Source organism: Methylomonas sp. MS20 (assembly GCF_050275925.1).
Taxonomy (GTDB): Bacteria; Pseudomonadota; Gammaproteobacteria; order Methylococcales; family Methylomonadaceae; genus Methylomonas; species Methylomonas koyamae_A.
This window is the reverse complement of the sequence record NZ_CP189962.1, coordinates 2,524,905-2,537,226: the sequence shown is the minus strand read 5'-3', so window position 1 is coordinate 2,537,226 and position 12,322 is coordinate 2,524,905. Positions and strand designations below refer to the sequence as shown.

Below are 12,322 nucleotides of genomic sequence, written 5' to 3'. Positions count from 1 at the left end.
AAATCGTGTACCAATCAGAGATAAATACGCCTACCACTCTGCTGAGTCTTCAGGAACGCATACTTTATATTTTTTTCCGTTATTGTAATAAACAGTACACACGGAACCTTCGTAGATTGCTAAAACCGATACGAAAAACTTAGCATTTACTTCTTTTCCGTCTTTTGATATGCGCCCTTCAACTGGTGCGGTAACTTTCAATGCGTTTAATACAGCGTCATCGACTTGGATGATTTTAACACCGCAACTGTCACCTTTACCGCTTTCATTATTCTTGTAAACGTCGCGACCTGAAGGTATTTCACTATCTCCACAAGAGGCTACTTCCTTACCGTCCAAGGAATTTACTACCACAAAGCGGTTGGATTTAAAATCGACGCCGCTTGCCATCGGCACATTTTTCTTAGTCAGGCTAGCAATCCTCTCGCTCATCGAGCACGAAGCTAGCGAAACAAGGCTAACGACAAGAAAAGCTCCAAACATTAAATATCTATTTTTCATTATTACTCTCCATTCCATCTCAGTTAAAATCAATAAAATAGTGTCAATTTAGCAAACATTTGCCGTTCGGGGATAAAGGCGCTGAGCTGAGGACCACTGGCATCGAACTCACTCTGAAATCCGAACCTGTTATCGAATAGGTTTCTTACTTCGAAACTTACCGTTCCAAGGCGTTTCGGCATTCTAAATCCGACCGATGCATCAAATGTCCAAAAATCCTCATACTTCTTAGTAATCGGCGATGTGCCTGCCGGCGCGATGTCAAGATCGGTCACATAATTCACTTGCTGGTTTACCCAAGTGGCGGTAAAACGGCCGTATATACCGTTAGGATGATAAATGTTTAAAGAAATCGGTACCTGATGAGTGGCAACAGCACTTGGATCCGAAGAGGCGCTTTGGTTGACAATAAAACTTGAATCAAAACGCAAATATCGATATTCCGCTTTTAACGAAAGCATATCCGTGGGCGTGGCATACACGTAAGCTATATACGATTGCTCGTCTCGATTTTGCCGAGTAAAAACATTGCTTGAAAATGACGACTGAATTTGCGAAATATCCCGCCAGATCGCCTCTCCACCGGCATATATAAAACGGTTGAACTTGTAATCCAATCCAACCGAATATTGCCACGCCGAGCTTCCATTAATACCATCGTAGAATTGATTAAAGCCAGCAACCTGGGTAGGTTCGATAGTTTGATTTGCGGCGAGAGGTCTTTTGAGCGTTCTAAAAAATGCTCCTCGCAATAGCAAGTCGTTGATTGGCTCCCACGTCAAACCGAGCTTCGGGTTTAGCTGATGCAGCTCAACATGCGTGTCCCTATATAAGTCCAAACTCAGACCAAGCGTGGACAATACACCTGGTAAAAGCCGCTGCTTCGAATAGCCGTACCAATTAAAATAACTTTCGGCACTCTGCCCAGGAATAAAATAGGTAAACCTTTTATTTCGTCTTACATCAAAAGGGAACACCGCGCGCCTTGATAAACTTTTAATCAGATCATCGGACTGCGAAGCCAAATAGCCGACACCTGACAGAATATCGAGCTTTTGCGTATTGTATAGATATTGAAACTCGGTCTGAAAATTGTTGTTCTCGGAACCCACGAAAGTTGACTTGTTAAAGCTGGTCGACGGCGTGGCACCCTGCACAAAGGCAAAATCAGTCGAGACATCGTTTCTCGTGGTGTAAAAAGACGAGAATACGAGGTCTTGCTTGTTATCAATTTTATAATGCGCGCCCACTCTGGCCGTATCTTGCTCAATCGCTTGCCTTAGATTTTGGGCATGATAACCGTCTAATCGCAACGGCACATCGCCAGAACGAATGTCTTCGCTCTTCAGCTCTAACTGGATATTAAATCGCTCGGTTAAAGCGTATTGGGCAAAGACGTCATATACATCTTGCCGATAATCGTCATTTTCCCTGAATCCATCGGTCTGATAATGGAATTGCCCGAAACTCATCGACAAATGATCGTAAACACCCGATACCACCGCCGTATCGGATTTGGTGTTTCTACTGCCGTATGCACCGTTAAGGACTAAATGAGCCCCATTTGAGGTATATAGAGGATCGTATTCATTGTTCGATATAGACCCCGACCCGGTGTTATTCAAAAAACCGATGTTTTCATCGGTCAATTGCGGCTGTACCGGGGTAATGTTGATGGGTTGCAGTAACTGGGCTTGTAACAATTCGCTGGCTCGAGCAACTCGAAAGCGAGGTTCGCGATAGGTATCAGATAAAAACCGATGCGCTGACGGATTCGTGGCATCGCGTCCTAGCGACTTCCAAGCCTCTTTCAGAGCTACCCTACCAAACCCCAAATCGTTGTAGATCCTTGCCATATTTGCCGTTCGCGCCGCTGAATCCTGGTCCAACTGCAACTCCGACCTATACACCGCCCGATTGTCATTCAGCTCAATCGCTTGCTGCATGTCGTGCAAGGCTTCTACCGGACGATTGGTGGTTTGCTTGCGAATCGCGTCGTAGAAGTAAGGCGTGGGGTCTTTGGGATCGCGCTGTTTAGCCAAGTCGAACTGATCGCGGGCCAGCGGATCGCGGCGTTCTTCGTAATAGGCTTTGCCGAGATAGCTGCGGATCAGCGAATTGCCGGGGTCCAGCGTCGCGGCGATCTCCAGGTCCGCGCGGCCCTCTTCCAGTTCGCCGGCTCGAATCTTCGCCAAGCCCAGCCCCAGGCGGGCCAATGGCGACGTCGAATCCAACTTCACGGCGGTTTCGAAGTGCTGCCTAGCGGCATCGATGTTAACGCGCGCCAGTTCGGCAAAACCGATCACGCTTTGAGTGCGCTCCAGGTTCGGGTCCAGCGCGGACGCCTTTTGCGCCGAAACCAGACTGGCGTCGGTCAAGCCATTGGCCATTTCCAGTTCGGCGCGGCGCGCCCACGCCAACGCATCGTCCGGCGCCAATTCGGTGGCGCGCGCGGCGGCTTGCAAGGCGTTGCTCAGCTCGAAGCGGCTCTGTTCCGCATAAGACAACGCGCTCTGGGCCGGCACGGATTGCGGACTTGCAGCCACCGCGCGCCGAGCCAGTGTCAATGCATCGTCCTTGGCATTCAGGGTCAACGCGGCCACCGATTGCAAGGCCAGCGCATCGGCGTCGTCCGGATCGGCGGCCAATAGCGCCGCGACATCCTGCTTGGCCGCCTCAACCCGGCCGACGATCAGGCGCAACGCCGCCCTAATTTTCAAACTGTCCCGAGTCTCCGGCAACGCGTCCAGGTTTTTTAAGGCGGCGTCGATGCGGCCTTGCCGATAATCCAGCAACGCGGACTGCAATGACGGAGACAGCGACGACGGATTGGCCGAGACCAGCGGCGGGTAATAGAGCGCCCAGCTGACCGCGTCGGCGGGCCGCAAGTCGATGACCGCGCGAGGTGCCTGGCCCAGGCCGGCTTCCGCGCTTTGACCCGGCTGTAAACTGACGCTGCCTTGAGCGTTAAAGAAGCGGACGCCGCCCTCGTAAACCCAGAGCGCGGCTTGGGTGTCGTCGACACGCAACGCGAACTCGGTGCCTTCCGGACCGGCATTGGCAATCGGCGTGGTCACGGTCAGTCGTTTGGGCGTACGACTCAGAAAATGGACAAAGCCTTTCACCAAATCCAATACCGTCGGTTGATCCTGACTGATACCGTTTAAGGACAGAACCGTCTCTTTATCCAGGCGTAAGATTTCATCATTGGGGAGTTGTAGAGAAACACGGCTATTCGCCTCGACCTTGACCCGACTACCCTCGCACAGGCGCTCGTCCAATACGGCGGCGCGCCATCGGTGATTGAACTCGACCGAAACCGACCCTTGCAACGAAACTAAGCGAGCCGCCCGTGCCTCTTCGCATTCGGCGCCGGCAATTTCAGTCTCGGAATAACTTTCTCCCGCGAATAAGGCCATGATTAGCAAAATCAAAGCACGCATAGTGGATCCGGATTTGGTGAATTATTGTTGTTGACCGATCATAGTGTGATATGAGTCGCAATATCAAGGTATTAATTCACTTTCAAGATTAAAATCAGATGAAAGTACGGAACTTTTTGCCAGTAGCTCGCGCCAACACAAACCCTTACGGCCAAAAACTCAATGAATTCTTATATCGCGTTTCTCGCTAAATCCGGCGATTGTCGGCAAAATACCCGTTGCAAATAGCCGCTCTAGCCGGCTATATTTTTTTAACTAGTCTGTCGTTCAAACTCACCATGTGCCTAGCTCTACCCGCCCAGATCATAGAAATCCAATCCGATCAACAGATGGCAACGGCATCCGTGGACGGCGTCAAAGTGGAAGTGTCGCTGGCCTTGGTCGATGACGTCGCGGTCGGAGACTACGTCCTGGTGCATGTAGGCTATGCGCTAAACAAAATCGACGAAGCCGAGGCTCTGAAAACATTGGCATTATTTGCCGAGGCTGGTCTGACCGCGTCATGAAATACATCGACGAATTCCGCCAACAAGACTTGGCCAAGCAATTGGCCGGTGCGATTGCCGCAACCGTCGATCCAGGGCGGCATTACCGATTGATGGAATTTTGCGGAGGCCACACCCACGCCATTTTTCGTTACGGCGTTCAAGATTTGATGCCCGCCAACGTCGAGTTCGTGCACGGTCCGGGTTGCCCGGTTTGCGTGCTGCCAACCGGCCGTATCGATAACGCCATTCAGTTGGTCGAACAACACGATGTCATCCTTTGCACCTACGCCGACTTAATGCGCGTGCCGGCCAGCGGCCGTAACAGCCTGCTGAAAGCCAAAGCCGCCGGCGGCGATATCCGGATGGTGTATTCGACGCAAGATGCGTTGCGAATCGCTCGGGAGAATCCGCGCCGGCCGGTGGTGTTTTTTGCGATCGGCTTCGAGACCACCACGCCGCCGACCGCGGTCGCGATCCAACAAGCGCGGGCCGAGGGCCTAGCCAATTTCTCGGTGTTCTGTAACCACGTGCTGACGCCGGCGGCGATGCGGGCGATTTTGGACGCGCCGCAGCCGGTAGCGATCGATGCCTTTCTCGGCCCTTCGCACGTCAGTAGCGTGATCGGTAGCCGGCCTTACGAGGTCTTTGCCGAGCAATACGATAAACCGATTGTGATCGCCGGCTTCGAGCCACTGGACGTGATGCAATCGGCGCTGATGCTGGTCCGCCAACTCAACGCCGGCCGGCACGCCGTCGAAAACGAATATAGCCGAGCCGTCAGCCGCGAAGGGAACCTCAAGGCGCAAACCTTGAGCGCCGAAGTGTTCGAGCCGCGCTCGACCTTCGAATGGCGCGGCCTGGGATTGATCGCCGACAGCGCCTTGCAAATCCGCGCCGAATTCGGCGAATTCGACGCCGAACGACGCTATCCGATACCGGAAATTCGCGCCAGCGACGTCAAAGGCTGCGAATGCCCGGCGATCCTGCGCGGCGCCAAAAAACCGCAAGATTGCAAACTGCTCGGCACCGTCTGCACGCCCGAGAACCCGATGGGGTCGTGCATGGTGTCGTCGGAAGGCGCATGCGCGGCCTACTGGTCGTACGGTCGCTTGCGCGGCGAATCAGTCGCGGCAGACTAAATCCGTTTTACCGCTTCGAGTTTATCGATTATCGTTGTATCTCCGTCGGTTCTCACCGACATTTCACTCAGCCACTCACACAGGAAGCCCACTATGGAACGTCGCGATTTTCTAAAACTGAGTACCGCCGCTTCGGTCGCCGGCCTCGCCGTCCCCGCGCTAGGTCACGCCGAAACCAAACTACCCACGCCGCAGGGCGAGCTGTTCTATACCCAAGAGTCGCAAGGTCGTTGGGCCGGCAAAGCCGCTACCCACCTGCCGGTCATCGAGATCAGCAAGGATGGCGGCAAAACGCTGGTTAAAGTCACCACACCGCACGAAATGAAAGGCTACGAGCACTACATCGTCAAACACATACTGCTCGACAAAAACTTTAAATTCCTCGCCGAACATATGCTGGATCCGGCCAAGGACACAGTACCGGTTTCGACCTTTCCGCTGGAAGGCTACAGCGGCGCGCTCTACGCACTCAGCGTATGCAACAAGCACGACACCTGGTTGAACGGCGCGGAGGTCTGATTTTAACGGCACAGCTACCGGCCAGATATACGTCGGTAGCGCGCCATACCAATAAACATGGCAGTCCGATGAGTATTTTCGGCCCATTGCTGTTCGGGTTGGGCAAGCTCGATCGCAAACCGGAGGGGAGATTTGGGGGTATCCGTTCAAGGAATTATCGGCTACGGTTACCTCGACCAGCCATCAAGGCCGCGCCCCAGCCCCAGCCCAAGCACTATACCGACTCAACATTTAGGCTAAATCCCGGCAACTATCGAACATGGAAGACGACTCGACCGACTCCTACATCAGCCGTGTTAGGGCGATTTTTTTAGAGCTGGGCATTCCCGCTGACTTGCCCGACGCGCGCGGGCTGCAGTTGTGGCGAGAACCGGAGCGCTTGGTGGATGTGATGTCGCCTGGCGCCGCCAAGCCGTTTCAATTAGGCCCGGAGGCCGCCGCGGCCTGGACGATCCTGCAAACGGCCGCGACCGATGATGGCGTGGAACTAAGATTGCTATCCGGCTTTCGAGGGCTGGATTTTCAAGCGCAACTGATCCGCCGCCAGTTAGCGCAAAGTCGGACGCTGGAAGTCGTTCTTAAAATATTGGCCCCACCCGGTTATAGCGAGCACCATAGCGGCTGCGCGGTAGACGTTGGCACGCCCGGCTGCCCCGGCCTGGACGAAGACTTCGAAAACACCGCCGCCTTCGCCTGGCTGTCCAAGCACGCCGGCCGATTTGGATTCACGCTGTCGTTCCCGCGCGGCAATCGCTACGGATATATCTACGAACCTTGGCATTGGTGCTACCGGATGCCGTAGTCAATACTATTGAGGCCGGCCGTCATCCCGGCCGGCCTCCGCGACGCCAGTAGCGCCCTAGGGATTAGGACCGTTGTGACAGCTGTAGCAACTAACCCGATACCCGGCCGGCCAATTTTTAGTGCCGAACTCGCCCGCGTTAATGGTTTTCGCCACCTTGACTTCGCTCAGCGGCGTCCCGGCGCTCGTCGTACCGTGACAATAGCTGCAACCGCTTTTGCCGGCATCTTCGTGCTGATGGACCCAGGCATTGCCGGTGGTGTGCATACCGTGTGGACCGCCGTTCGCCGTATTCGGCACCGTGGTATGACATGCGCTGCACTCGGCAATCGGACCGGCATGGCCTTGCAAGGCGATGCTTTGCAGATTTTCGTCGGCGTGACTGGACGGGTACTCGGCATGCGTGGCACCGTGGCATGCCTCGCACTGCAAGCCGCCGTGACCCTTGCTGAACCGATACAGATTCAAACCCGGCACCGGCGTATTGGCATTCGTCGCAAACGTGTGGTCGGCCGGCACGATGACCTTGCCGTTGGCGTCAACGCCGGTCGTGGCCCGTCTACCTGTCGCGGCACTGTTGTGGCAAGACTCGCAGGTAGGCTCCTCGAACCAACCTTGTCGAGCGCTGCTGCCCACCGCTTTCAAATCGCCGTGGCAACTTTGGCAGCTCATCAGCGAATTGCCGCTGCTGTCGACGGCTTTACCCATCGCGCCACGTAGACATTGGGTTTTCGAACCGGGGTGGCATTGATAGCAGGATTCGCGATTCGCGATGCTGTTCAGCGGCGTTTGACTGATCGGATCGAGTACCGAATCGCCGGCATGCTTAAGATGCAGAGCTTGGGTAAATGGCGCGATACCTGCAATTCCGCCCATCACGCTGACTTTGTTTTCCTTGTCGAAATAGGCGTTACTGGCATGACAAGCGACGCACAACACCGGTTTGTGATTATCGTCCACTTGAGGCAACAAGCCGCTGGCGGAGTAACCGACACTAGCGGCGGCGGCTTGAAACGCCGCGCCGGCTTTATGCCGATCGTCGTGTAACTTCAGAATATTGCGTTTCCAGTCTTTTTCGGCGTCGTTGTCGAAAACCCAGCCGCCGGCCGGTTTGGCATTACTACGCGCCGGATCGTTGGCATCGGTGGATGCATGGCATCCCTTGCAAGTCATTTCGTCGCTGACCGGCAACGTCGTCGTCGTCGTGGCCAGAATCGTGCCGCTTGCGGTATCCTTGGCAACCACCTTGACGGTCGGATAAAAGTTTTTATTTCCGGCATCGTCGAACGGCGTCACCGGAATACCTTCGGCCTCGAACCAAGCGTAGGCGGCGTTGTAGGTCATCGGCGCTGGCGTCAACGAAGGCGTTTTATTACCCGCCATCGGCATGCCGCTAGCCAGGCCGTCCAGGTTCACACCCACATTCTCCGCCGGACTTAGGCCGAACAAGTCGTCCACCCATGACCAAAAGTTGGTTTTGTCGGCACTGCTGGTATTGATCGAACCACTCGTATCGGCAACCGCTTCGTAGGTCAGCGTGACATTGGTGCTCACCAGCTTGCCGCTTTTATTCTTGAGTTGCGCATGGAGCGTATTGTAAGGCGGCAGGATGGAAAACACCGAGAAGTCGGTGCCGTCCATGCAGTGCATGCCCAAATCGTTCCAGGCCATCAGCGAATACTCGCCGGAGACCGTGGCATTCAATACGGTCACCGCGACCGATTTCTCGGTCTTGCTATCCCGAATCGTGATCGTGGTGGCGCCGGCCTTCACCCCGGTCACCACCGCGATACCGTTGCTGTAACTAACGCCGGCGACCGAAGCATCCCCGGTTACAGCACTGACGTTACCGCTGGCATTGCCGACCGTGATATTGGCGGTGGCACCGACATTCAGCGAGATATTGCCGGGACTGACGCTTAACGAACTGCTAGACCGCGACACCACCTTAATCTTGGCCTTTTTATTGGATTTGGCATCCTTGACGGTTACCGTAGTGTCGCCGGTCTTCAAGCCTTTAACCGTGACGACAGCGTTACCGTAAACCGCGCTGGCGACAGCGGCCTTGGACGACTTGACGCTCACCTTCCCGTTCGGATTGGCGACGTTGATCGTCGCGGTGTCGCCGACTCCAATTTCCAGCTCGCTGGGCGATATGGTCAATACCGGCGCGGCGGATACCGTGACGGCTATCGATTGCGCGCCGTTGCCGTCCTTGACGGTAATCGTCGCGTTGCCCGCCTTGCGCGCTTTAATGTTGACGCGCTCATCGCCATATTTGGCGCTGGCAACCGAAGCATTGCTCGATTTAACCGTCACTTTGCCGCGCCGCTCGTCAATCGAAACCGCGCTCGATTGCCCTGCGCTCAAGCTTAACGCGGCCGACGAAATGTCCAATGCGCTCACGCGCCCGGCCAGCACACAGCCGATCAGCATCAGCAACACATTCAAACTAACGTAACGAATACCCATGGTGACCTCCGGCCGCGAAGCCTAAGTGACAAATGATGGACTCTTAAACGAGTCTCTTGATCTTTAAAACCGGACCTAGACAGCGACTTTCGGTCCGTTCTCCGCCCGATTAACCGGCTCGGTTACGGTATCGCTAACGTCGGCGATGCACATATCTTCCTAATCGAACTCGAAACTCCGCGCGGTACCCCGATATCGTTAGCGAACTCAAATCCGGCGACAATGCCAGCGTCAACCCGGCGAGAAATGCAATCTTGCCAGACGACGCTTGCATGGCGGTTTCACCAACCGAATTGACCGAAACCTATAAAACCCTACAACAAGCGAGTTAAATTGAAACTGAACGAAGGATTAAATTCCGATGAACCGGAATGAGCCGAGCGTAAGGAATGAGTTGAAGGTGCCGAGAACCAACGGCGGAATGTGAGAGAAGTTTCTTGTCTCTATTGGTCCTCTGGGAACCAATATGCCGAGCATTACTGCAGAGACAACCAGAAGCATGGAAACAGATCGAGTCCAGTCATCGATCATCCTTGGCGGTCAGAGACGCCCAACGTGAAGGTAACCGGCCTCGCGCGGCTTTTCGCGCGAGGTCCGTGTTGACCGCAGGATTAGGCACGATTTGACACCTTGAAATAGGTTTCGGCTTGGGCGAGCAACCACATACCGAAAGCAATGCAGATGAGAAAGCCAAGGCCCGCAACGATTTGTCCGGCTGAGTTGCTGAGACAACCGTAAACGACCAACTCTGCGCCGATTAGCAAAGATGCCACCGACCCAGCCAACGATGCAACAAAGCCGGCAACAAACCGGACAATTTTCCAGGTGTTGCTCGGGTGAAGAGGGTCGTATCTGAGCAGCGCCTTCAGTCCGTCGTATGCCAAGTTGCCGGCGATCGCTAGAAAGACAAAAAGATGGAAGCTCTTGAATTGGGGGTTATCGTAAACCTTCTGTAGGAAATACAAATAGCCGAAGACAATCGAGATCCATGTTGCGACGAGGATTAGTTTTCCGGCGGATATGCCCATGTGATTTGAGTGCCTAACGTTTGAAATCACCGGCGTTGCGCGACTTCATCGCGCAGCGTCCGGTGGATTGATGGGTGTACGCCCAGCATGGGCATGAACTTATGGGGTGTAAGTCCCCTGTCGGAGAATTCAACGTTAATCATGTTAGCGATCATAACGACTAGCCGATGGCAAAGGCAAGACCGTGAGGGATTGTCTGAAGGAAGCCTAAGTGCAAAACGACGAGCCGACGAACAGAAATCGGATATAAGGCTGAGCAGCAGGGCCGAGTTGGCACAGGACAACGAAGGCCACGAATTCGCGCTGTACAGTAAATCCGGCGGTGGTGTCGTGACAGTTCATGTTCTTATCTGGGGATATCTGAGGCGCCAGCGGCTCGTCAAGAGCAGCGCGTATCGTAGCAATGCGATGTGTGACGTTTCAGAAGTCAGCAGCGGTCATAGTAGTCTTGGCGGCGGGAGTGCCGTCAGCGCGAAGGACCAAAGAAACAGGACAAGGCAGCGCCTTGCCAAACTCGGTATTGACGGAGCCCGCGACCTGCGGGAAGTGACTACCGGCGTATGACAACCGTGCACGCCTTGGAACAACCACTACTGGAAACCATCGTCGCCCGCGACAACCTGCAACGTGCCTGGAAGCGCGTGAAGGCGAACAAGGGCGCGGCTGGGGTTGATGCGATTGCCGTGGCGGATTTTCCCGCCTGGGCGCAACAACACTGGCCGACCATCAAGACGCAATTGATGAGCGGTGACTACCAACCGGACCCGGTCCGGCGGGTGTGGATACCCAAACCCAACGGCGATAAACGGCCTTTGGGCATTCCCACAATCACCGACCGTGTCATCCAGCAAGCCATCGCGCAACAACTCGCGCCGCACTTTGAGCGCGAGTCTAGCCGCAACAGCTACGGCTTCCGTCCCGGACGTAACGCCCACCAAGCCATCCGGCAAGTGCGCGACTATATCCGGGCGAAATACCGGATGGTGGTGGACATCGATTTGGCCGCCTTCTTCGACAACGTCAATCACGACGTGTTGATGTGACTTCTCAGTAAACGCATTAGCGACAAGCGGGTGCTGCAACTGATCGGTCGTTATTTGCGCGCCGGCGTTATCGAAAACGGCCAATGGCAAGCGACCACTAAGGGCGTTCCCCAAGGCGGTCCGCTATCGCCGTTGCTGGCTAATATCGTGTTGCACGAGTTGGACGTTTACCTGCACCAGTGCGGCCATCGGTTTGCCCGTTACGCCGACGACTTTGTCATCTGCGTGCGTAGCCTGCGGGCGGCGCAGCGGGTGCAAGCCAACGTCACACGCTTTCTGGAGCAACGGTTGAAGCTGCATGTCAATCTCAACAAAAGTCGTATCTGTACCAGCAACGAATTGGAGTTTCTCGGGTTTTGCTTCCGAGGCAACAAAATCGTCTGGAGCGACAAGGCGCTACACCGCTTTAAACGTCGTATCAAACAACTCACAGGGCGTTCGTGGGGCGTCAGCCTGGTTTATCGCTACCGCGAACTGCGCCGCTATATCGTGGGTTGGATGAACTACTTTGCGTTATCGGAATATTACCGGCCAATCCCTGAATTGGATGAATGGCTACGGCGGCGAATGCGTTGCTGCTACTGGACAGATATATGCTCCTGCAATATCTGCATTCACGCCATCCTTGGCGATCAAACAGTGGCGGTGGCCGCGCACCAAGATCAGCCATCTGGTCAGTTTGGGCGTCAGCTTAAAGGAAGCGATTAAAACTGGCGTCAGCTCGAAAGGGCCTTACGCCATGTCGCGGACACCGATCACGCAAATGGCGATGAACAACGAGTGGTTAAAAGCGCAGGGCTTGGTGTCGATCAAAGACCAGTGGGTACGTTTTCATTACCCTGTTTCAACCGCTTGAGTAGCGGACCCGCATGCTAGGTGGTGTGGGG

Annotated in this window: 9 protein-coding genes and 2 pseudogenes; 6 read left to right on the top strand and 5 right to left on the bottom strand. The window is 54.7% G+C overall.

Translation table 11 applies throughout. The features are described from left to right. Positions 1-30: 30 nt before the first annotated feature. The 3 genes and pseudogenes from ACQE3D_RS11185 to ACQE3D_RS11175 form a co-directional block, all read right to left on the bottom strand. Entirely contained in the window at positions 31-501 is a 471-nt protein-coding gene (locus ACQE3D_RS11185) for a hypothetical protein (RefSeq protein ID WP_313727906.1), read from the bottom strand. Between the two features lie 29 nt (positions 502-530). Beyond that, positions 531-3,203, bottom strand: coding sequence for a tetratricopeptide repeat protein (locus ACQE3D_RS11180; protein ID WP_427551764.1), 2,673 nt, complete (start codon positions 3,201-3,203; stop codon positions 531-533). A gap of 285 nt (positions 3,204-3,488) precedes the next feature. After that, positions 3,489-3,920: pseudogene (locus ACQE3D_RS11175) on the bottom strand (FecR domain-containing protein); the annotation flags it as partial. A gap of 302 nt (positions 3,921-4,222) precedes the next feature. On the opposite strand from ACQE3D_RS11175, the gene ACQE3D_RS11170 reads away from it, so the two are divergent. The 4 genes from ACQE3D_RS11170 to ACQE3D_RS11155 all read left to right on the top strand — a co-directional run bounded on the left by ACQE3D_RS11170 (position 4,223) and on the right by ACQE3D_RS11155 (position 6,892). After that, a complete protein-coding gene (locus ACQE3D_RS11170) occupies positions 4,223-4,450 on the top strand; it encodes a HypC/HybG/HupF family hydrogenase formation chaperone (RefSeq protein WP_313727908.1) in 228 nt (75 codons plus the stop codon). After that, the gene (gene hypD, locus ACQE3D_RS11165) at positions 4,447-5,571 is read left to right on the top strand and encodes a hydrogenase formation protein HypD (RefSeq protein WP_313727909.1); all 1,125 of its coding nucleotides are present in this window, start codon (positions 4,447-4,449) and stop codon (positions 5,569-5,571) included. The genes ACQE3D_RS11170 and hypD overlap by 4 nt, the downstream gene beginning before the upstream one ends. Before the next feature lie 93 nt (positions 5,572-5,664). After that, entirely contained in the window at positions 5,665-6,090 is a 426-nt protein-coding gene (locus ACQE3D_RS11160; RefSeq protein WP_071159400.1) for a desulfoferrodoxin family protein, read from the top strand. Positions 6,091-6,349: 259 nt separating this feature from the next. Then, the gene (locus ACQE3D_RS11155) at positions 6,350-6,892 is read left to right on the top strand and encodes a M15 family metallopeptidase (RefSeq protein ID WP_313727910.1); all 543 of its coding nucleotides are present in this window, start codon (positions 6,350-6,352) and stop codon (positions 6,890-6,892) included. Positions 6,893-6,949: 57 nt separating this feature from the next. Here the strand turns inward: ACQE3D_RS11155 and ACQE3D_RS11150 are convergent, their stop codons facing one another. Together ACQE3D_RS11150 and ACQE3D_RS11145 are read right to left on the bottom strand one after the other, a co-directional pair. Next, positions 6,950-9,364 carry a hypothetical protein gene (locus tag ACQE3D_RS11150; protein ID WP_313727911.1) on the bottom strand — a complete coding sequence of 805 codons (2,415 nt, stop codon included), beginning with the start codon at positions 9,362-9,364 and terminating at the stop codon, positions 6,950-6,952. A gap of 611 nt (positions 9,365-9,975) precedes the next feature. Further along, complete coding sequence (locus ACQE3D_RS11145) at positions 9,976-10,392, bottom strand: hypothetical protein (protein WP_313727912.1); 417 nt, start codon at positions 10,390-10,392, stop codon at positions 9,976-9,978. Positions 10,393-10,952: 560 nt separating this feature from the next. Here ACQE3D_RS11145 and ltrA point away from each other — a divergent pair. Together ltrA and ACQE3D_RS11135 are read left to right on the top strand one after the other, a co-directional pair. Next, positions 10,953-11,780: pseudogene (gene ltrA, locus ACQE3D_RS11140) on the top strand (group II intron reverse transcriptase/maturase); the annotation flags it as partial. Further along, positions 11,775-12,143, top strand: coding sequence for a group II intron maturase-specific domain-containing protein (locus ACQE3D_RS11135; RefSeq protein WP_313729443.1), 369 nt, complete (start codon positions 11,775-11,777; stop codon positions 12,141-12,143). The pseudogene ltrA and the gene ACQE3D_RS11135, both read left to right, overlap by 6 nt. Positions 12,144-12,322 lie beyond the last annotated feature (179 nt).

Coding starts and splice junctions, on each gene's coding strand:
- ACQE3D_RS11145 (WP_313727912.1), bottom strand. CDS start 10,392: ATGGGCATATCCGCCGGAAAACTAATCCTCGTCGCAACATGGATCTCG.
- ACQE3D_RS11185 (WP_313727906.1), bottom strand. CDS start 501: ATGAAAAATAGATATTTAATGTTTGGAGCTTTTCTTGTCGTTAGCCTT.
- ACQE3D_RS11150 (WP_313727911.1), bottom strand. CDS start 9,364: ATGGGTATTCGTTACGTTAGTTTGAATGTGTTGCTGATGCTGATCGGC.
- hypD (WP_313727909.1), top strand. CDS start 4,447: ATGAAATACATCGACGAATTCCGCCAACAAGACTTGGCCAAGCAATTG.
- ACQE3D_RS11170 (WP_313727908.1), top strand. CDS start 4,223: ATGTGCCTAGCTCTACCCGCCCAGATCATAGAAATCCAATCCGATCAA.
- ACQE3D_RS11160 (WP_071159400.1), top strand. CDS start 5,665: ATGGAACGTCGCGATTTTCTAAAACTGAGTACCGCCGCTTCGGTCGCC.
- ACQE3D_RS11155 (WP_313727910.1), top strand. CDS start 6,350: ATGGAAGACGACTCGACCGACTCCTACATCAGCCGTGTTAGGGCGATT.